The sequence below is a fragment of the Acinetobacter sp. ANC 3781 genome, from assembly GCF_004331285.1.
Classification (GTDB): domain Bacteria; phylum Pseudomonadota; class Gammaproteobacteria; order Pseudomonadales; family Moraxellaceae; genus Acinetobacter.
The window spans coordinates 34,889-61,324 of record NZ_SJOH01000017.1; the positions used below are offsets into that span (position 1 = coordinate 34,889).

At 41.6% G+C, this 26,436-nt stretch carries 21 protein-coding genes; 10 read left to right on the plus strand and 11 right to left on the minus strand.

Annotated features, from left to right (window positions below; translation table 11 throughout):
- Nucleotides 1-37 precede the first annotated feature (37 nt).
- Both mscL and typA read right to left on the minus strand, forming a co-directional pair.
- A complete protein-coding gene (mscL, locus tag E0H89_RS12720; RefSeq protein ID WP_131217662.1) occupies nucleotides 38-475 on the minus strand; it encodes a large conductance mechanosensitive channel protein MscL in 438 nt (145 codons plus the stop codon).
- Between the two features lie 218 nt (nucleotides 476-693).
- Entirely contained in the window at nucleotides 694-2,532 is a 1,839-nt protein-coding gene (gene typA, locus E0H89_RS12725) for a translational GTPase TypA (protein WP_131217663.1), read from the minus strand.
- A gap of 172 nt (nucleotides 2,533-2,704) precedes the next feature.
- Here typA and E0H89_RS12730 point away from each other — a divergent pair, with 172 nt between their 5' ends.
- The 3 genes from E0H89_RS12730 (at nucleotide 2,705) to E0H89_RS12740 (ending at nucleotide 6,642) form a co-directional block, all read left to right on the plus strand.
- Nucleotides 2,705-4,075, plus strand: a complete 1,371-nt coding sequence (locus E0H89_RS12730) for a uracil-xanthine permease family protein (protein WP_131217664.1) — start codon at nucleotides 2,705-2,707, stop codon at nucleotides 4,073-4,075.
- Between the two features lie 66 nt (nucleotides 4,076-4,141).
- The gene (locus E0H89_RS12735; protein WP_131217665.1) at nucleotides 4,142-5,176 is read left to right on the plus strand and encodes a methyltransferase; all 1,035 of its coding nucleotides are present in this window, start codon (nucleotides 4,142-4,144) and stop codon (nucleotides 5,174-5,176) included.
- Complete coding sequence (locus E0H89_RS12740) at nucleotides 5,176-6,642, plus strand: amino acid permease (RefSeq protein ID WP_131217666.1); 1,467 nt, start codon at nucleotides 5,176-5,178, stop codon at nucleotides 6,640-6,642. The genes E0H89_RS12735 and E0H89_RS12740 overlap by 1 nt, the downstream gene beginning before the upstream one ends.
- A 69-nt stretch (nucleotides 6,643-6,711) precedes the next feature.
- Here E0H89_RS12740 and E0H89_RS12745 read toward each other — a convergent pair whose 3' ends face one another.
- Both E0H89_RS12745 and omp38 read right to left on the minus strand, forming a co-directional pair.
- The gene (locus E0H89_RS12745) at nucleotides 6,712-7,548 is read right to left on the minus strand and encodes an alpha/beta fold hydrolase (protein ID WP_131217667.1); all 837 of its coding nucleotides are present in this window, start codon (nucleotides 7,546-7,548) and stop codon (nucleotides 6,712-6,714) included.
- Nucleotides 7,549-7,690: 142 nt separating this feature from the next.
- Nucleotides 7,691-8,734 carry an outer membrane protein Omp38 gene (gene omp38, locus E0H89_RS12750; RefSeq protein WP_131217668.1) on the minus strand — a complete coding sequence of 348 codons (1,044 nt, stop codon included), beginning with the start codon at nucleotides 8,732-8,734 and terminating at the stop codon, nucleotides 7,691-7,693.
- 371 nt (nucleotides 8,735-9,105) lie between these two features.
- On the opposite strand from omp38, the gene E0H89_RS12755 reads away from it, so the two are divergent.
- The 3 genes from E0H89_RS12755 (at nucleotide 9,106) to E0H89_RS12765 (ending at nucleotide 11,539) form a co-directional block, all read left to right on the plus strand.
- Nucleotides 9,106-9,627, plus strand: a complete 522-nt coding sequence (locus tag E0H89_RS12755) for a GspH/FimT family pseudopilin (RefSeq protein ID WP_131217669.1) — start codon at nucleotides 9,106-9,108, stop codon at nucleotides 9,625-9,627.
- 115 nt (nucleotides 9,628-9,742) lie between these two features.
- On the plus strand, nucleotides 9,743-10,918 hold the full coding sequence (locus tag E0H89_RS12760) for a thiolase family protein (protein ID WP_131217670.1): 1,176 nt from the start codon (nucleotides 9,743-9,745) through the stop codon (nucleotides 10,916-10,918).
- Between the two features lie 171 nt (nucleotides 10,919-11,089).
- A complete protein-coding gene (locus E0H89_RS12765) occupies nucleotides 11,090-11,539 on the plus strand; it encodes a VOC family protein (RefSeq protein ID WP_131217671.1) in 450 nt (149 codons plus the stop codon).
- Nucleotides 11,540-11,621: 82 nt separating this feature from the next.
- Here E0H89_RS12765 and E0H89_RS12770 read toward each other — a convergent pair whose 3' ends face one another.
- The 5 genes from E0H89_RS12770 to E0H89_RS12790 form a co-directional block, all read right to left on the minus strand.
- Nucleotides 11,622-12,107, minus strand: coding sequence for a DUF934 domain-containing protein (locus E0H89_RS12770; RefSeq protein ID WP_131217672.1), 486 nt, complete (start codon nucleotides 12,105-12,107; stop codon nucleotides 11,622-11,624).
- Nucleotides 12,100-13,743 (minus strand): nitrite/sulfite reductase, encoded by a 1,644-nt coding sequence (locus E0H89_RS12775; RefSeq protein WP_131217673.1) that lies wholly within the window; start codon nucleotides 13,741-13,743, stop codon nucleotides 12,100-12,102. The genes E0H89_RS12770 and E0H89_RS12775 overlap by 8 nt, the downstream gene beginning before the upstream one ends.
- Nucleotides 13,744-14,074: 331 nt before the next feature.
- Nucleotides 14,075-16,483 (minus strand): glucose/quinate/shikimate family membrane-bound PQQ-dependent dehydrogenase, encoded by a 2,409-nt coding sequence (locus tag E0H89_RS12780; RefSeq protein ID WP_131217674.1) that lies wholly within the window; start codon nucleotides 16,481-16,483, stop codon nucleotides 14,075-14,077.
- 168 nt (nucleotides 16,484-16,651) lie between these two features.
- Nucleotides 16,652-17,917: a carbohydrate porin gene (locus E0H89_RS12785; RefSeq protein WP_131217675.1), complete on the minus strand. Its 1,266-nt coding sequence runs from the start codon at nucleotides 17,915-17,917 to the stop codon at nucleotides 16,652-16,654.
- Nucleotides 17,918-18,056: 139 nt separating this feature from the next.
- A complete protein-coding gene (locus tag E0H89_RS12790) occupies nucleotides 18,057-19,175 on the minus strand; it encodes a CaiB/BaiF CoA transferase family protein (protein WP_131217676.1) in 1,119 nt (372 codons plus the stop codon).
- 242 nt (nucleotides 19,176-19,417) lie between these two features.
- Here E0H89_RS12790 and E0H89_RS12795 point away from each other — a divergent pair, with 242 nt between their 5' ends.
- The 4 genes from E0H89_RS12795 (at nucleotide 19,418) to E0H89_RS12810 (ending at nucleotide 24,559) form a co-directional block, all read left to right on the plus strand.
- Entirely contained in the window at nucleotides 19,418-20,428 is a 1,011-nt protein-coding gene (locus E0H89_RS12795; RefSeq protein WP_131217702.1) for an AraC family transcriptional regulator, read from the plus strand.
- Between the two features lie 163 nt (nucleotides 20,429-20,591).
- Nucleotides 20,592-21,797 carry an acetyl-CoA C-acetyltransferase gene (locus E0H89_RS12800; protein WP_131217677.1) on the plus strand — a complete coding sequence of 402 codons (1,206 nt, stop codon included), beginning with the start codon at nucleotides 20,592-20,594 and terminating at the stop codon, nucleotides 21,795-21,797.
- An 11-nt stretch (nucleotides 21,798-21,808) separates the two neighbouring features.
- Nucleotides 21,809-23,944 carry a 3-hydroxyacyl-CoA dehydrogenase NAD-binding domain-containing protein gene (locus E0H89_RS12805; RefSeq protein WP_131217678.1) on the plus strand — a complete coding sequence of 712 codons (2,136 nt, stop codon included), beginning with the start codon at nucleotides 21,809-21,811 and terminating at the stop codon, nucleotides 23,942-23,944.
- Between the two features lie 288 nt (nucleotides 23,945-24,232).
- The gene (locus E0H89_RS12810; protein WP_131217679.1) at nucleotides 24,233-24,559 is read left to right on the plus strand and encodes a hypothetical protein; all 327 of its coding nucleotides are present in this window, start codon (nucleotides 24,233-24,235) and stop codon (nucleotides 24,557-24,559) included.
- Between the two features lie 73 nt (nucleotides 24,560-24,632).
- Here the strand turns inward: E0H89_RS12810 and E0H89_RS12815 are convergent, their stop codons facing one another.
- Both E0H89_RS12815 and E0H89_RS12820 read right to left on the minus strand, forming a co-directional pair.
- A complete protein-coding gene (locus tag E0H89_RS12815) occupies nucleotides 24,633-25,064 on the minus strand; it encodes a GNAT family N-acetyltransferase (RefSeq protein WP_131217680.1) in 432 nt (143 codons plus the stop codon).
- 67 nt (nucleotides 25,065-25,131) lie between these two features.
- Nucleotides 25,132-26,358, minus strand: a complete 1,227-nt coding sequence (locus tag E0H89_RS12820) for a class I SAM-dependent methyltransferase (RefSeq protein ID WP_131217681.1) — start codon at nucleotides 26,356-26,358, stop codon at nucleotides 25,132-25,134.
- Nucleotides 26,359-26,436: the final 78 nt, after the last annotated feature.

Sequence of the window (26,436 nt, forward strand, 5' to 3'; positions counted from 1 at the left end):
AAAACGGCGCATTTAGCGCCGTTTTTTATGAATAAAATTAAAGTTGTGGACGTTTTTTCAATTCATCACGAATTTCACGCAGTAATTCGATATCGGCGGGTGTTGTCGGAGTTTCCTCTACCGGGCCTTCTTGTTTACGTAAACGATTCATAAATTTAACCAGCAAAAATACCACCCAGGCCAAAATTAAGAAGTTAATTAAAATCGTTAAGAAGTTACCATAAGTCAGAACATTTACACCCGCCTTAGTTAAAGCATCTAAAGATTGTAAATTATCGGGGTTCTTGCCTAATACGAAGAATTTTTGCGTAAAATCGACACCACCACCAGTGATCACCGTGATTAAAGGCATAATAATGTCTTTAACCAATGAGTCAATAATCTTACCAAAAGCACCACCGATGATGACACCAATGGCTAAATCCATCATATTGCCTTTAATGGCAAATTCTTTAAATTCTTGAACAATACTCATGTCTGTCTCCAGTTTATCTTTAAAGCTATTCTTTATTAATATATTTTGGGAACTGTATGATGCGGTAGTGCATTTATAACAGCTTATAATTCCTTCTAATTTACTCGGAATTATTTATGTTGAATATATTGAATTGCCAATTGTAAACAAAAAAAATGCTACCAATAAATTGATAGCATTTTTTCAATCATTTAATTCAGTTCAAACTGATTAAATCATTATTTACCAGAACGGTTACGTTTACGTTCGTTCTCAGTCAAGTAACGCTTACGGATACGAATTGACTTAGGAGTTACTTCAACTAATTCATCATCTTCAATGAATTCAAGCGCTTGTTCAAGCGTGTATTCAATTGCAGGTACTAATGTTAACGCTTCATCTGTACCAGATGCACGTACGTTAGTTAACTGTTTCGCTTTAGTCGGGTTAACTGTCATGTCGTCAGAACGTGAGTTAATACCAATGATCATACCTTCGTAAACTTCTAACTGTGGTTTAGCGAATAGACGACCACGGTCTTGAAGAGTGAACAGTGCATAGCCAAGGCAAGTACCTTGAACCATAGAAATCAACACACCATTTTGACGTTTCGCAACAGTACCTTGTTTCATTGGACCGTAGTGCGAGAAGCTTGACGTCATGATCCCTGTACCAGAAGTCATGGTCAGGAATTCTGAACGGAAACCGATCAAGCCACGTGAAGGAACAGTTGCTTCAATACGGATACGGCCTTTGCCGTCAACTTCCATATTGGTCATTTCGCCTTTACGGTGACCCATTTGTTCCATTACAGAACCTTGGTGTTGTTCTTCAACGTCGAAAGTCACGTTTTCGTACGGTTCTTGTTTTACACCGTCAACTTCTTTCAAGATTACTTGCGGACGAGATACACCCATCTCGAAGCCTTCACGACGCATGTTTTCAATCAGAACTGAAAGGTGAAGTTCACCACGGCCAGATACTTTGAAACGGTCTGGAGAATCAGTATCTTCAACACGTAATGCTACGTTGTGAATCAATTCGCGGTCTAGACGTTCACGGATATTACGTGAAGTAACGAATTTACCTTCTTTACCAGCAAACGGTGAGTTGTTTACTTGGAATGTCATGGTTACTGTAGGTTCGTCTACAGACAATGGCGGTAAAGCTTCAACATTTTTAGGATCACAAATTGTGTCAGAAATGTTAAGTGCATCAATACCAGTTACACAAACGATGTCACCAGCATTTGCTTCTTCAATATCTACACGGTCTAAACCATGGTAACCCATAATTTTTAAGATACGACCGTTACGAGTCTTACCTTCTTTATCGATTACAGTAACTTGCGTATTTAATTTTACTGAACCACGTTGAATACGACCCACACCGATAACACCTACGAAGCTGTTATAGTCAAGTGAAGACACTTGCATTTGGAATGGACCATCAACGTCAACTGCCGGCGGTTCAACGATGTCTACGATTGTTTGGAACAATGGAGTCATGTCATCAGCAAGTTCTTCTGGAGAAGGACCTGCAACACCACGTAAGCCTGAAGCGTAAACAATTGGGAAGTCTAACTGTTCGTCAGTAGCACCCAGGTTGTCGAACAAGTCAAATACTTGGTCAATTACCCAGTCTGGACGCGCGCTTGGCTTGTCTACTTTGTTAATGATTACGATTGGCTTTAGACCGCTTGCAAAGGCTTTTGATGTCACAAAACGCGTTTGTGGCATTGGACCTTCTTGAGAGTCAACAAGAAGCAATACACAGTCAACCATTGACATTACACGTTCAACTTCACCACCGAAGTCTGCATGTCCCGGGGTGTCCACGATGTTAATGCGATATTCAGTGTTTGTACGCGCATCTAACCATTTAATTGCAGTGTTTTTTGCAAGAATGGTAATACCACGTTCACTTTCAATAGCGCCAGAATCCATGACACGCTCGATCTCACCCGCGCGATCACCGAGAGCACCTGATTGTTGCAAAAGTTTGTCTACAAGAGTGGTTTTACCATGATCGACGTGCGCAATAATGGCGATGTTACGGAGAGTTTTAATATCTGACATGTATATTCGATGCATATTTAATTTGAGGGCAAATTATACAGAAAAATACAAAGTTTTAGTAGTGACAGTTCAGTGACAGTTACAAGTTTTTTTGACAAATCAGGCTTTTTTTCATTTGTAATGTCCTGTAACTCGATTAGAATAACGGCAAATTGCTGCTGTACCTTCTTACATGTCTGATTTAAATACCCCTCCCGAACAAAAAGAGCGCCTTGATTTGGTCTATGGATTGAATGATCGCCCTCAACCCGTCATCGCGTTTTTGGCTGCACTGCAACATTTACTTGCAATTATTGTCCCGATTGTCACGCCCGGTTTGCTGATTTGTTTAGCCCTCGGTGTTTCAAAAGAAGACACCAATATGATTCTTTCAATGTCATTGGTGATCTCGGGCATTGCCACCTTTTTACAATGTAAGAAGGTCGGTCCTTTTGGGGCAGGTTTGCTGATTGTTCAAGGTACCAGCTTCAACTTTATTGGCCCAATTATAGGGATTGGCTCGGCAATGGTCGCTGCGGGTACCCCGGTTGAAGCCGTCATGGCCTCTATTTTTGGTGTGGTGATTGCTGGCTCATTTATTGAAATGGGTGTTTCACGCGTCTTACCTTGGGTGAAAAAGCTCATTACTCCGCTTGTTACGGGTATTGTTGTTCTGCTGATTGGTTTGACCTTGATTAAAGAAGGTCTAATTAGTATGGGGGGCGGTTATCAGGCAATGAGCGATAAAACGTTCGCTAACGCTGATAACCTGATCATGTCATGTAGCGTTCTGGCGGTTATTATTATTTTGAATCGTATCCGTATTACTTGGGTAAAAAGCTCGGCGATTCTAATTGCTTTAATCATTGGCTATACCCTTGCAGGCTTCATGGGACATCTTGATTTTTCCGGCTTAAAAGATGCACCAATTGTTCAAATTCCGACCCCGATGCACTTTGGTTTAAGTTTCTCCTGGAGCTTGTTTATTCCAATGGCATTTATTTATCTGGTAACGTCGCTAGAAGCGATTGGTGACATCACCGCAACTTCTAAAATTTCAAACCAACCGGTAGATGGTCCGAAATGGATGGAACGTATTAAAGGTGGTGTACTTGTAAATGGTGCAAACTCTTTCTTAGCCGGTATTTTTAATACTTTCCCAAGTTCTGTATTTGCACAAAATAACGGTGTGATTCAACTGACGGGTGTTGCCAGCCGTTATGTCGGTATCTGGATTGCAGCTTTATTGGTGATTCTTGGATTGCTTCCTGCGGTTGCGGGTGTCATTCAAGCGGTTCCTCAAGCCGTGTTGGGTGGTGCTGTTATGGTAATGTTTGGTGCTGTTGCAGCTTCTGGGATCAATATCCTTTCAGGTGTGCAACTTGACCGTCGTGCGTTATTGATTATTGCAATCTCACTTGCCCTCGGTTTGGGGGTTGCACAAGTGCCACAAATTCTTGAACACTTGCCTGAATTATTCCGTAACATCTTCAGTTCAGGTGTGGCTACAGGGGGTATTGCAGCATTGTTATTAAATATTATTCTTCCTGAGTCGAAGAAATAATTTCATTTCAGCATCAACTCTGCCCAGCATTGTCTGGGCAGAGTTTTTCAATGGCGAGATAAAAAAATGGATCCAAGAAGTGAAGTTGTCATTCGACAGCATGAATATCTTTCAGGACGTATATTGTTGGTTAATGCACCAACAGATGACTTACTTTCCAATTTAGAGAAAGACATTACTCCCTGTTTATGGACATGGAATTATAATGAATTTCAATATTTTCAGTCACAACAAGCCAATGTCCATTTTGGTGTCGACCTTCCTGAGGCTGATTTTGATCAAGCGATCATTTTTGTGCCGAAGTCAAAAGAATTATTAAATTATATCTTACACAATGTCGTAAGCCGTTTAAGTTTAGGTTCTTCTATCTTTCTGGTTGGTGAAAAAAAAGCCGGTGTCGAACGCGCAGCCAAACAACTGCAACCTTATGGCAAAGCCCTTAAACTCGATAGCGCACGTCATTGTCAAATGTGGCAACTCACCATTGAATCAACAGTGACTGCGAAAACTTTGGCAGATTGGGCGCAGCAATATACGGTCGCGACGCCTAGAGGTGATTTAACCATCTGCGCTCTTCCGGGTGTATTTAGTCAAAATCGCTTAGATCTAGGCACAGCCGTATTGTTGCCTTTTTTATCGCAAGTGACTTCAGGTAAAATTGCTGACTTTGGCTGTGGTGCGGGGGTAATCAGTGCTTATTTAGCTAAACTGAATCCTAAAAACCGAATTTTCGCGATGGATGTCGATGCCTTTGCGTTGGCGTCTACCCGAATGACCTTTGAAAAAAATGATCTTGCACCAGAACAACTTGAAATTACCGCAGTGACAGGTATTGAGGATGCTCCTCTCTTCTTGCATGCCATCGTCAGCAATCCCCCTTTCCATCAGGGTATTCAAACCAATTACAACGCCAGTGAAAGTTTATGCAAAACTTCACGACGTCATTTAAAATCGGGCGGCGAATTATGGATTGTAGCAAACCGCTTTTTAAATTATCCATTATTAATTGAGCAGAATTTTGGTCAGTGTACAACCAAAGCCGATCAACAAGGCTTTAAAGTGTTGTTCGCCAAAATGCAAAAAAATGTTAAGGAACAATGATGAGCGAAACAGATCAACCCCACCTGCAGCGTAAGCTTGGTGCTCGCCATCTCAATATGATTGCCATTGGCGGTTCCATCGGTACAGGATTATTCTTGGCTTCTGGTGCAACCATTGCAAATGCAGGTCCTGGCGGCGCATTACTTGCTTATGCCCTAATTGGTTTAATGATTTATTTCTTAATGACGAGTTTGGGCGAGTTGGCCACACACAACCCCACTTCAGGTGCATTTTTCACCTATGGGACTAAATATGTGGAAGGTGGTTTTGGATTCGCTTTAGGCTGGAACTATTGGTACAACTGGGCCATCACCGTTGCTTTTGAACTGGTTGCGGTACAGTTTATTATGAAATTCTGGTTCCCTGATATTCCAGGCTTCTACTGGAGTGCCATTTTTCTGGCCATTATTTTTGGTATTAATGCCCTGACGGTCAAAGGCTTTGGTGAAACTGAATTCTTATTCTCTTTGGTCAAAGTCATTGCGATTATTGTCTTTATCATTATTGGTATTGCCATGATTGCCAAAATCATGCTGACCCCGGATATGGTCACTTTCTCCAACTGGACTAAAGGTGATGCACCGTTTGTTGGCGGCTTACAAGCCATGATTGGTGTGGCCATGATTGCCGGCTTCTCGTTCCAGGGAACCGAGATGGTGGGGGTTGCAGCGGGTGAATCTAAAGATCCTAAAAAAACTATCCCTGTTGCCATCAAGCAAATTTTCTGGCGTATTTTATTGTTTTACGTAGTGTGTATTTTCATTATCGGCACCTTAGTTGCTTATGATGATCCACGTTTATTACAAGCCGCTGCCAGTGAAAATATCACCCTTTCACCCTTTACATTGTTGTATGAAAAAGCAGGTTTTGCCTTTGCTGCAGGTTTAATGAATGCGGTGATTCTGACTGCAATATTGTCTGCAGGTAACTCAGGTATGTATTCATCTACGCGTATGCTATTTGATATGGCACGTCAGGGACGCGCACCGAAATGGTTTGCTAAACTCGACCCTCGTGGCGTACCGATGAATGCGCTTTATGCCACCACTGCAATTGCTGCACTCTGCTTTTTGACGACATTTATTGGCGAACAAGAAGTGTTTAACTGGCTGCTGAATATGTCCGGGATGTGTGGTTTTATTGTCTGGTTAGGTATTGCCATTTCACATTACCGTTTCCGTAAAGGCTATTTAGCACAAGGCTATAAACTTGAAGATTTAGCTTATACAGCCAAGTTTTTCCCTTTTGCACCATGGTTCGCCTTCATTCTCTGCTCGATCATTATTCTAGGTCAGAACTATGAAGCATTGATTGGTGGAAAAATTGACTGGTTAGGTTTGCTTTCAACTTATATCAGTATTCCGCTCTTTCTTGTGATCTGGTTAGGGTATAAATGGAAACATAAAACCAAACTGATTCCATATCAAGAAATGGATGTTCAACCTGTAAATGTAGAACGTGATTGAGCTTTTATTTAAAAAAACAGCCTTAGGGCTGTTTTTTTATACTACTGTCCTTGCCACTTGAATGCACTTTTATAATACCGAACCTGCTGCAAAAAATTGTTTTAAAGCAAAACTAACTTCATTCTTATGCGTAGTACACAAACCATGTGAAGCGCCTTTAATTTGCTCCTCTACGCCGTGCTTTAAAAGTTTTAATGTGTGTTGACTACAAATTTCTGGAGGTACAATTTCATCTGCAGTCCCATAAAGCACCAAAGTCGGCACCGTGATCTGTTTTAAATCTTCGCGCAAATCTGTTTCTGAAAAAGCCTCAATACAATCATAATGTGCTTTGATCGACCCCTGCATAGCGATACGCCAAAAATTTTGCACTACACCTTCAGATTTTTTATTGAATAATTTGTCGTAACCATAAAACTTCTTAGCAAAATCCAGATAAAAATCAGCTCTGTTATCCAATAAATTTGCACGCATTTCATCAAATACTTCTGGATCAACTCCGTCTGGATAATCCTCTCGCTTAATCATTAAAGGAGTTACAGCAGCAATTAACGCAAGCTTAGTGACCTTCTGCTGTCCATATTTTGCCGTATAACGGGTGACAACTGCTCCACCGGTAGAATGCCCAACTAAAGCAAAATTATCTAAATTCAAATGTTCAATCAATTGATGTAAATCTTTTGCATATTGGTCAATAGTATGTCCAGCCCATGGTTGACTTGACCGCCCATGTCCACGCCGATCAAATGCAATGACCCGATAGCCATGTTCAGCTAAAAATAACATTTGGTCTTCAAAAGCATCACTGGATAAAGGCCATCCATGTGAAAAGACAATTACAGCACCCTCCCCCCAATCTTTATAATAAATGGAGCTGCCATCTTCAGTCGTTAGCATCTGTGTCATTGCTTACCCTGTTTTTATTGTATAGGAATATTTATTAGAACAAGATAAAAATAAAACAGTGTATTAAACAAGTTATGCTTATGTAGCGAGTATAAAAAAAGCAGCCCTAAGGCTGCTTTTTTCAGATCAGATCAATAATTAATTATTGAGCTTGAGTTGGTTCAGCAACAACTGTGCGGCTACCAGAAATTGTCGCGAATACACGACGGTTCATAGCACGGCCTTCTTTAGTGTTGTTGTCAGCAATCGGTTGATCCCAAGCGAAACCTTGAGTAGACAAACGAGCTGGATCTACATTGTATTCATTTACAAGTGAAGATTTAACAGAGTTAGCACGAGCTAAAGATAAACGTTCGTTCAATGCACGTGGACCAGTGTTATCTGTATGGCCTTCGATGCGAGCAGTAGCGTTTGGATATTCAACTAACTTCTCAGCAACTTTAGCAATTTCTGGTTTGTACTGATCTTTGATGTTTGATTTGTTTGTATCAAAGAACACACGAAGTTCCATGTTAAGGTCTTCGGTCAACTCTTGTGGAGCTGGTTGAACTGGAGCTACAGGTTCAACTGGCGCAACTTCAACTACAGGAGCAGCTGGCTTCAAGTGACCACCAAGAACTACGTTAAGACCAGCTAAAGCTGTATAGTTCCAGAAATCTTCATCGATGTTATAGGTAGCACGAGCTTCAGTACGAAGAGATAAAGCATCGTTTAAGCGCCAGAAAGCACCAAGACCAGCATTACCTAAAGTACCTTCTTCTTCAAGACCACGTGTATCACGACCAGCAGCACTATCAAGCTCATATTTATAGTGACCAGCACCTAACAATACATATGGCTTGATTTTGCTGTCGTAATTTTTAGTGATCAAATCAGAAGTAGCATAGAAGTTACCATTGATTTGAGTTTGTTTATATTCACCCTGGTTGAAATCTGAATCACCTTTAACTTGGTTATATTCAGCTTCAAAACCTAACCATGGAGTTAATTCAACACCAAGTGCAGCACCAACGAATAAATCGTCTTGAAGCTCTTGGCCACCATTTGTTAGGTTGCCACGGCTGTTATTGTGTTGAGTGTCTTGGAAAGTGTAACCAAGCATTAATGGTGTAATAGTTACGCCAGCGTTAGCAGCAGCTAAAGGTGCAGCAACGAGCATTGCTAATGCAATACGACTCATTTTCATGGAATTATCCTCCAGAGATAACAATTGTTGTTCAAGCTCAAGCCTAAATTTGGGCTATCCTGAGATAGGCTTTCCAATACCCCAGTTTTATTTTTAAGCCATTCACTTTGAATCATACAAACACTTTATTTTTTTTCCAAGTGCTTGATAATTTTAATCAAGTAAATTATTGACAAAATTACTTACAATTTCCGTTGTAATTCGGTAATTTTTTACTCAATTTATTCTTATGAATAGCTTATTGTCACTTGCTAAATTATTTTAACAGCTTTCTTAAAAGTTGAGTAATAAATATTAGCTTTAAAAAACCATTAAAAAACAAAATATTAATAACACAAATAACTAAAATAATATATTACAAGGTTAATTTAATGATTTCCAAACAAAAAAATGGTTTTACGCTCGTTGAACTCATCGTTACGCTCGCTATTTTAGCGATTATGACGACCATCGCTTTACCTTATTTTCACGACATAATGGCAAGACAAGAAGTCAAAAATATTACAAACAAATTGATTTCAAGTATTCAATTAGCAAAATCCCATGCTGCCATACATCACACCAATGTCGTGCTCTGTCCTAGCCAAAATAAAGTGAGTTGCCAAGCAAGTCATTGGAATTCAGGTTTTATTGTTTTTTTAGATAGTAATAAAAATAGACAGGTGGATGCGGATGAAAAAATTGTCTTTACGGAATCAACTGAGCTGAAATATGGAAATTTAGATTGGAGAGGTACGTTAAGGACGCCAAGTGTAACTTTTCAAGCTGAAAATGGGCTTCCGAATGGATCAAATGGCAGTTTTTATTATTGTTCTCATTATCAACAAACTCACTATAAAATTTTATTGAGTAGGATGGGACATACCCGTATTGAGAATCCACTCACTTGCTAAAAACTTATCAGTCTAAAGGCGTAGAACAAACAGACTTTATTCCTGTTCATTTTTCCATATACTGCTTATGTTTGTAAAACAATCCCCTAAAAAGTAAATCTCGGAGAGAACAAAAATGACAGACATCGTAATTGTAAATGGCGCACGTACAGCTATGGGCGGTTTTCAGGGTAGCTTAGCGGGTTTAACAGCGCCTGAGCTTGGTGCAGCTTCAATTAAAGAAGCAATTGCGCGTGCAGGATTACAACCAACGGATGTCGAAGAAGTCATTATGGGCTGTGTACTCCCTGCCGGTTTAAAGCAAGGCCCTGCGCGTCAAGCAATGCGTCAAGCCGGTCTGCCTGATTCAACTGGAGCAGTCACCATCAATAAACTCTGTGGCTCGGGCATGAAAGCTGTCATGCAGGCTGCCGATATGATCAAAGCAGCTTCTGCTGAAATTGTGGTGGCTGGCGGTATGGAATCAATGAGCAATGCACCTTATGTGTTGACCAAAGCACGTGCAGGCTATCGCATGGGCCATGGTGATGTGAAAGATCACATGTTCCTCGATGGTCTAGAAGATGCTGAAACAGGCCGCTTGATGGGTTCATTCGCTCAAGACATGGCAAACAATAAAGGCTATACCCGTGAACAAATGGATGATTTTGCCATTCGTTCTTTAAAACGTGCTCAGACTGCTATTACTGAAGGCTATTTTGCCGATGAAATTGTTCCAGTTACCGTGAAATCTCGTAAAGGCGATGTGGTTGTAGATAAAGATGAGCAACCTTTTAATGCCAATATCGATAAAATTCCAACTTTACGTCCTGCATTTGCAAAAGACGGGACAATTACTGCTGCAAATGCCAGCTCAATTTCAGATGGTGCTTCTGCCCTAGTATTGACCTCTTCAGAACATGCTACGGCAAAAGGTTTAAACCCTTTGGCAAAAATTGTGGCATATGCTTCGAATTCACAACATCCTTCTGAATTTACTATTGCTCCTGTAGGTGCAATTCAAAAAGTTCTAGATAAATCGGGGTGGAAGGTTGAGGATATTGACCTATGGGAAATTAATGAAGCCTTTGCAATGGTAACGATGTGTCCGATCGACGAATTCAAGTTAGATCCTGAGAAAGTGAACATCAATGGAGGAGCATGTGCTCTCGGTCATCCTGTCGGATCTACTGGTTCGCGTATAATCTTAACCTTAATCCATGCGTTGAAACGTACAGGTGGCAAACGTGGTATTGCGGCACTGTGTATCGGTGGCGGTGAAGCAACTGCTGTGGCGATTGAATTGCTTTAACTTCCTTGCGAAGCAGTGTTCCTCATCTCTCCCCTAAGGAGAAAGCATAAAAAAATCTCTCCACTTGGAGGGATTTTTTTATGCTTACACTTTTTCATATTTTTATTATCAAAATTTAAGCTTAAGCCTGCTAAATTAAATCTGAACAAAACAACAAAAACAGGCTTTTCCATGCAACTCAATCATTACCTCAACTTCCAAGGTGAAACAGAAGCTGCTTTCAACTTTTATAAGTCAGTTTTTGGTGGCGAATTTTCGAATCTTACCCGTTATGGCGAGCTACCTGCTGAAGAAGGTGTTACGCTTTCTGAAGCGGATAAAAATCTTATTCTGCACGTTTCGCTACCCATCAATGAATTTACAGAACTGATGGCATCCGATACCAATGATCAATTCTGTGCGCAAAAAAACACTGTTTTCACTAAAGGCAATAATCACTATATTTCGATTAATCTAAATGCCGATGAACAAGTTGAAGCACAACGCTTGTTTGAGGCTTTATCTGTCAATGGACAACTAGAAATGCCCTTGGAAAAGACGTTTTGGGGTGCGTTATATGGTGCATTTACAGATCAGTTTGGGATTAAATGGATGATTAACTGTCAACTCGAAGCAATGTGAGATTAAATTCCTCTAAATATCAGACCTAAAAAAGCCGGAATTACTCCGGCTTTTTTTAATTTTCACGGCAACTTAATTCAAATTAAGCACCTGTTTGATAACGTGCTTGTGCAACGGCAGTAGATGCTTGATACGGATTTTTAAAATCATTTAAGCCTTCAGCCGCTTCCAAAATATCTTTACCTTCTTTAACCACGAAAGTATCGAAGCCTGAACGTTTTAAATAGTTCAACACATCTTTAAAGATATCGCCAGTCGCGCGAAGTTCGCCTTGATAACCTTGACGACGCAACAAGGCTGCAAATGAATAACCACGGCCATCATTAAAGCCTGCAAACTCGATAAAGATTGCATCTAACTGGTCAAGCGGGAATTCATTGACTTCAGGAGAAGCATCAACAGTAATGTACAAAGCTTTTTTGCCAGATACATTTGCCAATTGATCAAGCTGTTCTACAGTCAGAACCACGTCACCTTGCGGTAAAATCCCATCTTCACCAATCAATTGATAAGTGTTGTCTGCAATCGTGCCATCTTTAGAGAGCACTTTTAGCGCAGTATTAAGCATATGCACGCTCCTTAAACGGTTGAATGCCAACACGACGGTAAGTTTCGATAAATTCTTCCCCATCAGCACGCAAATCGAGATAAGTATTCAAAATTTCTTCTACTACATCCGGTACACGATCCGCTGCAAATGATGGCCCCAAGATATCACCAATTGAAGCATCATGATCGGCATTCCCACCTAAAGTAATTTGGTAGAATTCAGCGCCTTTTTTATCAACACCTAAAATACCAATATTACCAACATGGTGATGACCACAGGCATTCATACAACCTGAAATATTCAAGTCGATGTGACCGAGGTTATATACGGTATCTAAGTCATCAAAACGACGCGAGATCGCTTCAGAAATTGGAATTGATTTTGCATTTGCCAGCGAGCAGAAGTCACCGCCGGGGCAGCAAATGATGTCCGTTAAGAAACCAATGTGTGCACGTGCAAGGTTGTTTTGCTCAAGAATTTGCCACAATTCAAACAAGTCTTTTTGCGGAACATCAACAAGCGAAATATTTTGTTCATGTGTGGTACGAAGTTCACCGAAAGTGTACTTGTCTGCCAAATCAGCAATCAAATTCATTTCTTCAACGGTCATGTCACCTGGTGCAATACCAGCACGTTTAAGCGAAATCGTTACAATACGATAGCCTTTTACTTTATGTGCATTGGTATTGATATTGAACCATTGCTTGAATTTTGGATGCGCAGCAAACTGTTCAGTGAAGTCTTCATCTGCATAAGCTTGATAATCAAATGGCGTGAATTCTTCATCCAGCTTTTTCAAGATTTCAGGCTGAATTTTCAAAGTCTGAATAGTATGAGCAAATTCGGCTTCGACTTTTTCAGCAAATACAGCAGGCGTTAAAGCTTTCACTAAAATTTTGATACGTGCTTTATATTTGTTGTCACGACGGCCATGCAAGTTATAGACACGAAGGACGGCTTCAAGATAAGCAATTAAATCTTCGCGTGGCAGGAAGTCACGAATAAAGCTGCCAATGACTGGGGTACGGCCCAGACCACCACCGACTTTAATTTTATAGCCGATCTCGCCTGCTTCATTTTTCACGATATACACACCGATATCATGGAATGAAACCGCTGCACGGTCTGTTTCAGCCAATGCAGACACCGCAATTTTAAATTTACGCGGCAAGAAAGCAAATTCTGGATGGAAGGTTGACCATTGACGAATCAATTCACAGGTTGGACGCGGATCGGCAATTTCACCAGCAACCACCCCTGCATACTGGTCAGTTGTGGTATTACGAATACAGTTACCCGATGTTTGAATGGCATGCATTTGAACTGTTGCCAGTTCTGCCAACATGTCAGGTACATTTTCTAGTGCAGGCCAGTTAAACTGAATGTTTTGACGTGTTGATACATGTGCATAACCACGGTCATAGTCTTTAGCCAAATCCGAGATTTTACGGAGCTGGTTCGAGTTCATCAGACCATAAGGCACAGCAATACGTAACATTGGCGCATAACGTTGCACGTATAAACCATTTTGGAGACGTAGCGGACGGTATTCATCTTCCGTCAATTTACCCGCTAAATAACGTTCCGTTTGGTCACGGAACTGTGCAACACGTTCATTGATCAGTTGCTGATCGAAATCAGTATATAAATACATGGCGTACAGCTAGTAGGTTCATTATAACGGCTGACAGCATAACGAGATTTAACCTATCAACAAAATGCGTTTTTTACATATTTAATAGCGGTTTTATTGATAAGCATGTCTGGATTTCACTGATATAGCCACTTACAGCCGAATCCTGCTACTTCTAATCAGATTTGATGTTGTTTTCACTTGTTTATCATTATTTTTCATATAGAAAATAATTTTTGAAATTCTCCCCTGTAAATACTCCTATTTTTATATGAAAAATTTAAGTTTTTTAAAATGATGAAATTAATCCATAAAAAAAGCCTGATGAATCAGGCTTTTTATATTTTAATGATTATTTCTTTTGATCAGGTAAAGCATAGGCTACTAAATAGTCGCCCATTTTTGTCCCGAATGAACCATGCCCACCGGCCATAATCACAATATACTGCTTACCGTTGATTTCGTAAGTCATTGGAGTTGCCTGTCCACCTGCTGGTAAGCGTCCTTCCCACAACTGATCACCATTGGTCACATTAAAGGCACGAATATAGTTATCTTGCGTACCCGCAACGAACATCACGTTACCCGCGGTAGAGATTGAACCACCCAGACCCGGAACACCAATTTTAACTGCGGGCAACTGGAACAAGTTCGGCAAGCTGTCACGGATTGTACCAATACGTTTTTTCCAGACCACCTCATGGGTATTCAGATCCACACCCGCTACAAATCCCCAGGCTGGCTGTTTACAAGGTAAACCCAGTGGTGACAGGAATGCTTTAATTTCCACACCGTAAGGCACGCCGTACATCGGTTGAATCCCCGCTTCTGTACCCGCACCTTTCGCGGTTTGTTTGCGGTTTGGATCTTCAGGAATCAGTTTAGACACAAATGGCAAGCCGATTGGATTCATCAACGCAACCTGACGGTCTTGGTTGACAGACATACCGCCCCATTCAAATACACCTAGATTACCCGGGAAAACCAGAGTACCGTTTTCAGAAGGTGGGGTATAAATGCCATCGTAGTTTAATGACTTAAAGTAAACGCGACACATCAACTGGTCAAACATGGTTGCGCCCCACATTTGCTTGTCGGTCAATTTATCTTGTGGCGCAAGATCAAAATCAGAGAATGGCTGAGTTTTAGAGTAGAACTCGCCTTTGGTTTGTGGACCACGTTTCACAGTTTGTGGTACAGCACGCTCTTCAATCGGAACGATTGCTTCACCTGTACGACGGTCTAGAACGAAGGCATTTCCTGTTTTAGTCAACACATAGATTGCAGGAACAATATTGCCTGATTTATCTTTGATGTCAGCTAGAGATGGCTGTGATGGCACATCCATATCCCACAAATCGTGATGTGTGGTTTGGAAATTCCAGACCAATTTACCTGTAGATGCATTCAATGCAAGCATTGAGTTTGCATAACGCTCAGCAAGCTCAGTACGGTTCCCCCCCCAGATGTCCGGCGTACCCACACCTGTTGGTACATATACAATGTCTAGTTTTTCGTCATAAGCCAGAGGTGCCCAGGCATTTGGTGAGTTTTGAACATATTTTTGACCCGGAGCCGGGATGAGATTCGGATCTTCTGCGCCGGTATCAAATACCCAAAGAAGCTCACCGGTGTTTACGTCATAACCACGGATTACACCAGAAGGTTCTTCGGTTGAGTAGTTATCAGTTGTTGAACCACCAATAATGATGGTGGTACCGGTAATCACTGGCGGTGAAGTTGGGATGTAGCCACCTGGATACGGGAATGGCATATCTTTTTGAAGATCGACTTCACCATTTTTACCAAAGTCGGTACAACGCTGACCATTGTCTGCATTGATTGCCACAAGACGACCATCATTCACAGGAAGAATGATTTTACGTGGGCAAAGTACAGAGCTTGATTTTTTACTTTCTAAACTTTTTGCGAATTGAATCGTGTTGTTCGCATCAAAATAAGATACACCACGACATGTTAAATGCTGGAAGGTGTTATCCGCTTTCAACTTCGGATCGAAACTCCATTTTTCCTTACCTGTCGCAGGATCAAGTGCAATCAAACGTTGATGTGTAGTACACATAAACATGTTGTTGCCAATTTTAATTGGCGTTACCTGATTGGTGGTTTCGCCTGAGTCCTTATCGGTTTTCATTTCACCAGTACGGAAGGTCCAGGCAACTTCTAAATCTTTAACGTTATCGCTGTTAATTTGATTTAACGGAGAATAGCGCACACCAGCTTGAGTACGACCATAAGCAGGCCAGTCTTCAGGGGCTACACCAGTAATGGCTTGCGCTTGTTTTGGCTGTGCAGTTTTAATTTCACCCTTAATTTCTTGTGGATCATTAAAAATTGCATAAATCATCACTACAATGGCGAGGATTAAAGTACTCGCTAAAGCAATTTTAGCTGTTTTCGCCTCAGCAATTCCGCGAGAAACTGCCGGAATCAATAACCATAAACCCAGTAAACCTAAAATATCGAGACGTGGTGCAAGTGCCCAGAAGTCAGTACCTGCTTCCCAAACACCCCAGATAACTGTACCCAGCATTAATGCGGCATACACCCAAAATGCTTTGGAATCCGATTTCTTCAGAAGAACCGCTGTTGCCAACAACAATAAACCGGCAATGATGTAATAAATTGAACCGCCTAGCACTGCTAGCCAGATACCGCCTATCAGCAGGATCAACGCAAATATCGCCAAGATAATGACGCTAAATGTACGCATTCCCGTTCCTGTAGATGGATTATTCATATTAACCACCTTAATCTTTAATTTTTAGTAAGGTTAATCAAAAAGATTCTTCACAACCCTTTTGATTAACCGTATGTACATCAGCTACAAAAATCAGACTCTTTAAAAAAAATTAGAGGTAATCACTGTTGATGATGACCTCTCATTTTTTAAGGCTCTGAATCACCCCTAGAAAGCAGTTTGGAATTTGACTCCGCCAACCCAAGCATTTTCACCGTTTTTATATGCACCAACATGACGAATATACTGAACGTTTGGACGGATCGTTAACCAATTGGTTGCATGTAAACCGTAATAAACTTCTGCATCAATTTCCTCACTACGTTGATCATTCAGACCATCATTCATATTGATACGTGCAACACCAACTGCAATTTCATCTTTAGGACGAGAATCTATTGCACCTTTATAAACAAGACCTAGGTTTTGCATATCGCTTACAGCATTTGTATCTGAATCATGAACGGTTAAATTCACGAAACCCGTTAAGCCACGAGAAGCATCCCCTTTATGTGCGATCAGCTGTTGTTTCACAACTACCCATCCGCCTTGCTTATGTGAAGTTTGTAGAGGCTGGCTAATTTCTTGCGCGTCAGCAGTGCTGTAGTAATAACCGGCACGGTATTCACCCGGAAGTTTTTGCTCGCCAACTTTTGGTGTCCAAACTAATTCTGCAGGAATAATTGCACCATTAGAACCATCCGTGCTCAGGTTAAAACCTTTGCCGCGTTCTAAATTTTCAGGGTTATATTCGTATATACCGACTTGTGCATAAACGTCTGGAGTGACATTGTATTTCACACGTGCAGCCCATTGTGATACAGGCCAGTTGTACCATTGATCACCCACCCAGTTCCCCACTTGTGAACCACAAAGGGCCAGGTTTTGAAAATCACAGTCAAAGCTATTGAAGTCTTCACCTTCACCGAAACGACCGACTTTAATATCCAATTTCTGCTCTAAGAATTTTTTCTTGATCCAAAAATCAGTTAAACGCCAAGTTTGACCACGGCCCCACACTTCTTGTGTAGAACTTAAATGACCACTTGCTACACCAGTCGATTGACCATTTAAAGCATCGGAAGTATTAGACAGTGAATGACCATTACGCTCAGTAATGTTAATTTGAGCTTCAGTATCTTTCCATCCAGAAATCTTTTCCAAGTCTAAGTGCACACCAATTGCAAACTGGTCTGCGTATTCAGTTCCGTGACTTGAGGCATATTTTGCATTGAGTAAAGTTGCCATTTCACCCGTGTAACCGAAGCTGAAATCGTAGCCTTGTTTTTGCAGTGTAGTACGCTGACCGTTCCAGTCACCGAGCATCCTCGGACTTTCTGCATCAAATGCATCACTTGCATGTGCTGCCGCAATACCAGATAAAAAAGCAGTTAATGCAACTGAAACCGCCTTTACTTTAGGGGATAAGTGCATATAAGTAACCATAATTTATTTATATGTATTTTGTATATGTTACGCCTATTTTATGTGAGACTGGTCAATTTTTTCTTCACATTCTTTTAACTTTTTGATTAGAGGTTTTTAACCATTTGATAAAATAAGAGAAAAATAATCACCATTTTCCTTCCCCGAGTCGCTGTCCAGCGAATTTATAGACATTTTCTGATCGGGAGAACTTAATTGGACAACTTAACTGTTGCTCTGTCTGTTCTGAATTTGTATCCAAAGGTACTTCAACTGTCCATTGTCGTTGCTTGGCAAGTTCAGAATGTAGTGCTTCATCCAAATGCAGTACAGGCTCAACACAAATGTCTTGCGCTGCGAAAACCGTCTGCCACTCAGCAAAATCTTTAGATTTTATTTTGTCCTGAATCGCTTGCTTAACCATTTTTCGATCTAACTCATCGAAAGAAGCACCTTTTTCTAGAAGGACTGGAAGTTCTAAAATTGTGGCCAAGCCGGACATAAATTGCGGTTCTAAACTCCCCACAGACAAATAACGGCCATCTTGAGTCTGATAATAATCATAAAAAGTACCCCCATTTAAATGCCCTCTTTCCGCAGACTGTTTGCTTTTTCCAGCCAGTGATGCGGCGGCTGCCATATTATTTAAGGTGGCCACACAGTCGGTCATCGAAATATCAATATATTGTCCCTGTCCGCTACGTTGACGTTCAATTACCGCAGACAGAATTCCGATTACTGCGTGTAAAGAGCCCCCGGCAACATCTGCAATTTGAATGCCCATCGGGGGTGGACCACTGTCTTGCCGACCGCTATGACCTGCAATTCCAGACAGCGCAAGATAATTGATATCGTGGCCGGCTTTATCTTTATAGAGTCCGGTTTGCCCATAACCGGTAATGGAGCAATAAATCAGTCGCGGATTAATTGCGGCAAGGCTTTGATAATCCAAGCCGAGCCGTTGCATTACCCCGGGTCTGAACTGCTCAATCACAATGTCAAATTCAGAAATTTTCTGTTTAATGGACGCAATGTTGTGAGGATCTTTTAAATCCAGCGCTATGGATTGTTTATTTCGATTCAAATAACTATGCGCAGTCGCTTGTCCATTGGCATAAGGTGGCAATAAACGGATTAAATCCGGACGTGTTGGCGATTCCACATGAATAACCTCTGCACCCAAGTCAGCTAAATATAATGTCGCGAACGGTCCTGGCAAAAGGGTAGAAAAATCGAGAACTTTTAATCCTTTTAAAGCAGCTTCCATGTAATTTTTACTCTTTTATGTTGATTTTTTTCCCATATTAGAAATATAAATGCAACAAAACAATGTCATGTTCAGCCATTTACCTTGATCATTTCGGCAATTTAATATGTAGATAAGGTAAAATATATATTGTAAATTGCCACCCAAACATTTTTTAGTGTCATTTAGGTCAACTACAAGTGAATATAAAATTAGGTCAACTGCCAGTGAATATAAAAGATAAAGAAACTGAAGACTTTAATATAAGTCGCGATACAATTAGTATCCACTTCGTAAATGCGGCTTTAACAGGCGTAAAACGTCTAGGTATGGACGTCGAAACTTTATTGTCACATGTAGGCATTGAACCCGACTTATTACGTCAACCTAAAGCACGTATTTCTCCTGAGCAATACACCCGATTTGTCAAGATGTTATGGATGGTGACTCAAGACGAACATATGGGCTTTGATATACAGCCACGTCGCTTGGGCACTTTTGCCATTATGTGTCAGTTGATTATTCACGCGAAAACGCTAGGAGACGCTTTAGATCTTTCTGCACAATTCTATAAACTGTTTGGTGATGAATGGTCGGTGACTATAGAACGTGATAAACACGAAGCACGTCTGGTTCCTCATGTTCCCCAAAGCATGGATCCCGACCATTTCATTACCGAAAGTATGTTGATGATTTGGCACGGTTTAGCTTCTTGGCTAATTGAACGCCGTATTCCACTAGAACGTGTGCACTTCGGCTATCCACGCCCTGCACATGCCGATGAATACGATGCACTGTTCTTTGCCCCGGTGATGCAGTTTGATGCAGCACGCACCGAAATTACCTTTGCAGCTGATTATCTGGATTTACCACTGCGTCAAACTGAAGAGAATCTGGAAGAATTCTTAAAAGCCGCACCGGCTCAATTACTGGTTAAATTCAAAAATACCAACTCTTTAACTTCACGTATTCGTGACGTCCTCAAGAGCCAAATTGGTGAAGAAATGCCAACCTTGAATGATGTGGCGTCTATGCTGTACTTGTCGCCACAAACTTTACGTCGTCGTTTGGCTGCAGAAGGCAAAAGCTATCAAGGTGTTAAAGATGCATTACGCCGTGATGCTGCCATTCACCTTCTACTTAACCCAGGTTTAACCCTGGAAGATGTTGCACAACAAGTCGGTTTCAGTGAAACCAGTACTTTCCACCGTGCATTTAAGAAATGGACTGGAGTAACACCTGGACTGTATCGCCAATTACACGGCTATCATTAATCATTTAGCTGCATAACAGTTTCTCCGCCCAGACTAAATGTCTGGGCTTTTTTATTGGCTAAAAAACTCATTTGATCTGATCCGTTCTTGTCATTGCACTTCAAAAATTAATCATTACACTCGAAAAGTATAACAATTTAAAAGTCATAACAAGGGAACAGCTATGAGCGAGGCCTACATCATTGATGCCATTCGCACACCACGCGGAAAAGGAAAAAAAGAGGGTTCGCTGTATCAAGTGAAACCGATCACATTACTCACTACCTTACTGAATGAACTGAAAGACCGTCACCAGCTCGACACCTCTAAAGTCGATGATATTGTGCTGGGCTGTGTAACCCCGATTGGTGATCAAGGTGCGGATATTGCCAAAACAGCTGCGATTGCCGCAGGTTGGGACAATGATGTGGCGGGTGTGCAAATCAACCGTTTCTGTGCATCTGGACTTGAAGCGGTGAATATGGCAGCCATGAAAGTCCGTTCCGGTTGGGAAGATATGGTGGTGGCGGGTGGTGTGGAATCGATGTCACGTGTGCCAATGGGTTCAGATGGTGGCCCTTGGGCACTGGATCCAGAAACCAATATGGCATGCGACTTTGTTCCGCAAGGCATTGGCGCTGACCTGATTGCGACCATTGACGGCTATACGCGTTCAGAGGTCGATACATTCGCAGCTGAATCACAACGTAAAGCTACCGCAGCTCAAGCCAGTGGCTATTTCAATAAATCGATTGTGCCGGTTAAAGACAAGGCTGGCGTGATGATTTTAGTCCAAGATGAATTTATTAAACCAACGACCACTGCTGAGGGTTTAGCCAAACTGAATCCAAGTTTTGCCATGATGGGACAAATGGGCTTCGATGCGATTGCCCTGCAAAAATATCCAGAAGTCGGGCAGATTAATCATGTGCACCATGCAGGGAATTCATCCGGCATTGTCGATGGTGCAGCGCTTGTTTTAATTGCTTCAGAAAAAGCAGTGAAAGAACAAGGTTTAAAACCGCGTGCCAAAGTTTTGGCTACTGCATTGGTTGGCTCTGATCCAACCATCATGTTGACCGGTCCTGTCCCTGCAGCACGTAAAGCCTTAGAAAAAGCTGGTCTAACGATTGACGACATCGACCTGTTTGAAGTCAATGAAGCATTTGCCGCAGTAGTGATGCGTTTTATTACTGAACTTAATGTTGACCCGGCTAAAGTCAATGTCAACGGTGGGGCTATTGCGATGGGACATCCACTCGGTGCAACTGGTGCGATGATTCTGGGAACGTTGCTGGATGAATTGGAACGTCAAGGCAAAAAACGTGGTTTAGCCACTTTATGTGTGGGTGGCGGTATGGGCATCGCAACCATTATTGAATTGGTATAAGGAGAACAACAATGAGCGCAATTCAATATGAAAAAAATGCGGATAATATCGTCATTTTAACCTTAGATTCTCCCAACCAGTCTGCCAACACCATGAATGCGGATTTCCGTGTGGCGCTGGAAGATATTGTTTTAAAACTTCAAGCAGATGCAGAAATTTCCGGGATTATTTTCCGTTCAGCGAAAAAGACCTTTTTTGCCGGGGGTGACCTGGATGAACTGATTGAGGCAGAGCCGGAGCATGCCACAGCCTTCTTCAACATGATTGAAGAGATGAAAGCCAAACTACGCTATATCGAAACACGTGGTATTCCAGTAGTTGCAGTACTCAATGGTACGGCGCTCGGTGGTGGCTGGGAACTGGCTTTGTGTTGTCACCATCGTATTGCACTGAATGACCCGAAAGCTAAATTTGGTTTACCTGAAGTGACTTTAGGATTATTACCAGGCGGTGGCGGGATCGTGCGCATGGTACGACTGCTCGGCTTGCAAAATGCTTTTCCACTGCTGATGGAAGGCAAACAGTTTACTGTCGATAAAGCCAAATCTTTAGGCTTGATTCACGAGATTGTGGAAACTGAACAAGAACTTTTAGACCAGGCGGTTACTTGGATCAAAGCCAATCCAATCTCGCAACAACCATTTGATGTGAAAGGCTACAAAATTCCTGGCGGTGATCCCAAAACACCTGCTGTTGCTCAAATGCTTGCGATTGCACCTGCCATGCTGCGTGACAAGACCAAAGGTTGCTACCCTGCCCCTGAAGCCATTATGGCAGCAGCAGTTGAAGGTGCACAGGTGGATGTCGATACCGCACTGACCATTGAATCACGTTACTTTACTTATCTGGCGACCGGCCAAATTTCCAAAAATATGATTGGCACCTTCTGGCATGGTCTGAATGCGATTAAATCAGGTGCCAGCCGCCCAAAAGACGTTGCGAAATGGAAAGCCACTAAAGTCGGTATTTTAGGCGCCGGAATGATGGGTGCAGGGATTGCTTATGCCACCGCATCGAAAGGCATTCCGGTTATTTTAAAAGATATATCAATAGAAGCGGCAGAAAAAGGCAAAGCCTACAGCCAAAAGTTGCTGGATAAAAAAGCCTCTCAAGGTCGTTTAACGGCTGAAAAACGCGATCAAGTTTTAAGTTTAATTACAACCACAGCTTCTGCGGAGGATTTGCAAGGTTGTGACCTGATTATTGAGGCGGTGTTTGAAAATCCAGAACTCAAAGCCAAGGTCACCCAGGAAGCGGAAAGTTATTTGGTAACTGGCGGCGTGATGGCATCGAATACCTCTACCCTGCCAATTACCGGACTCGCCAAAGCTTCTAAAGATGATAGCCACTTCATTGGTCTGCACTTTTTCAGTCCCGTCGATAAGATGCAACTGGTAGAAATCATTAAGGGCAAAAATACTTCAGCTGAAACTTTGGCTAAAGCCTATGACTATGTCCAACAAATTGGTAAAACCCCAATTGTGGTGAATGACAGTCGTGGTTTCTTTACCAGTCGTGTCTTTGGCACCTTTGTGCAAGAAGGTTTAAGACTTCTTGCTGAAGGCGTGCATCCTGCCAAAATTGAAATGGCAGCTCTCAAAGCGGGTATGCCTGTTGGGCCACTTGCGATTCAGGATGAAGTGTCTTTAACACTTTCTGAACATGTGGCTGCTGAGACGCGTAAAGCCCTGCAAGCTGAAGCTAAAGACCTGCCACGTTCCGCTGCGGATGAGGTGATTGAAAGCATGCTTCATCAATTCAACCGTAAAGGTAAAGCTGCGCGAGCAGGTTTCTATGAATACCCTGAAGCTGGGAAAAAACATTTATGGGCGGGTTTAAGCCACTGGAAAAAAGACATTGATATTTGCGAACAGGAAATGATTGACCGCTTCCTGTTTGTCCAAGCGCTGGATACTTTGCGCTGCCTTGAAGAAGGCGTGTTGGAGTCGGTTGTAGATGCCAATATCGGTTCTATTTTCGGGATTGGTTTTGCCCCATGGACAGGTGGAGCCATACAGTATCTGAACCAGTATGGTCTAGAAAAAGTCTTGATCCGCGCCAATATGCTTGAAGCCAAATATGGTGAGCGTTTTAAAGCGCCTCAATTGCTCAAAGATAAAATGCATTCTGGCGAGAAAATTTCATAAACCCCCTTCAGTCATAAAGCATTAACGCCCTTTCTTTGGATTGAAGATAAGGGTGTTAATGCATTCAAGGGGGCTTTTGATCATTTAGAATACTTACCTATTTTTTAAGCCTGAATATTTATACCGCTATAAACTTTGACTTCACTTAAATAGAAACCAGCTCCTTGAATTCATTTCACTCGCTTATTTAAATAATGGTTGAGTCAGTTATGAGTCGGATTTCATTCTATTCTGTGTTATAAAGTTACATAGATTCTGATTTATTTTTATCCATTTTGGTATTTTCTCATGACTGACAATTCTTCTCCTGAAAAATCACCTTGGGGCTGGAAAGCGCTGATTATTGCTTGTATTTTAGGTGCTATTTTCATGGGTTTTTTCTACCTTGCCGTAAGCAACGAACCAGATTACATGCCGAGCCAACAGCAAAAAAACACCCAACAACATGCTTTTAAAAATGCACCTGCAATGTCTGAAGAAGCTTTAGCAGAAGCTAAAAACCGTAAAGAGGCGGGTGCAGCAAAAGCCACCGCTGAAGATCATCACATGGCTGCAGAAGAACATGCTGCAATGACTGAAGCGGAAAAATCAGCTGAACATGAGTCTGGTCATTGATTCTAAGATTCCTGAAAATAAAAAAGCCACTTTTTAGTGGCTTTTTTATTTTCGACACTGAAATTTTAAATATCTAAGAGCAAGTGAATAGCAACCGCATATCGATATGCGGAATACCGCAATCCAGATATTGCTCACCTTCAACTTTAAAATCCAAGGCTGCATAAAACTGAATGGCATGCACTTGTGAAGACAACTTTAAAAATTTGCGCTGTTCATATTTGGCTTGCTGAATAATCCGCTCCATTAGCAATTTTCCAATCCCTACACCGCGATGCGACCTCAATACAGCCACACGTCCGACGCTGTTATTTTGCAATAATCGTGCTGTCGCAATCGGCTGATCTTGATCATAAACTACGAAGTGTAAGGATACTGCATCCTCAACATCCCATTCATCTTCAACCGCAATCTGCTGTTCCTGAATAAACACTTGCTCACGAATTAGTTTTGCATCATCTTGCAGCTCATCCCAACTGCCTGGACGTATGGTAAATTGGCTCATCAAAAATCATCTTCCTAAAATAAAAGCAGTCTTGCGACCGCTTGATCCATTTTAAACTGGTTTTAAATTAACACTTGCAGCCAATATCCTGCTGATCCCACTGGTTGTTGAGCAATAATTCAAGCGAATGCTTTTGAATGCCATACATCTCTTTTAGAGCGTGAATCTGAGCCAATACTGTCTGATCCGGCTCTTGATAATCTTTTCGTTTGGTCGCCAGAATCATCTTATTTTTACTGGTATGCTCGAGTGCTACAAACTCAAATACTTTGGTTTCATAGCCATAGGCTTTAAGCAATAAGGCACGAATGGTATCGGTGAGCATTTCTGCCTGTTGACCCAGATGAATGCCAAATTGCAACATCGGTTTCAGCACTTCCGGGCTTCTGAGCTGGGGACGCAATTCCTTATGACAACACGGCGCGCACATAATCATCTGTGCATTTAAACGAATACCCGTATGAATGGCAAAGTCCGTCGCCACATCACAGGCATGCAAAGCAATCATTACATCCAAGTGTTTTGGTTCATAAGTGCGGACATCGCCTTGGAAAAAGTCCAGTTGCTTAAAATTGGAAGCTGCCGCTACATTTTGACAAAACTCTACCATTTTCGGATTCAGTTCCACTCCGGTAACAAAGGGCGTTTGACCCTGCTTTTCCAGATAATCGTATAAGGCAAAGGTCAGATAACCTTTGCCCGAACCAAAATCTACCACACGCAAAGAATGATCTTGCTGTGTGATCTGCTCTAAAGCACCCGAAAAAATTTCCACAAATTTATTAATCTGTTTCCATTTACGCGCCATGCTTGGAATAATTTGCGCTTTCGCGTTAGTAATGCCTAAAGGTTGTAAAAAACAACTGTCTTGATCGACATAGCGATGTTTGGTGCGGTCATGTCCGTGCTGATTTTCTATATTCTGGGGCCTTGATGCAGATTTATTTTTACTCACCGTCAACAGGGCTTTTTTCTTATTCTTTTTGAGTTGTAGCTCTTCTTCATTGGTAAAAAGATTGGCTTGTTTACATTGGACTAATAAATCCTGAACCAGCTGGCTGGCTTCTGTTAAAGGATAGTTTTTGGTGACATCCTGAGTCTTGTAACGATACAAACAACTTAAAACCGGCTGCCCTTGCAGTGAAATGACTCGCAAGATCATTTTCTCCAGATTTTCAAGTTCGCCTTTATACTGGCTAAGAATCATTCGATCAAAACTTTGTGTTTCAATGGCTTGCTGAAAAGCATCTAAGAATTGTTGTTCCTGAATAAAAGGAGAAGCCAATTGAGACATATAGATCACTCGAGTAAATTAAGTGGTCAGTGTAAAACTTCTTACTTTAAAGGTAAAACTTCATTACTATACAAGTGT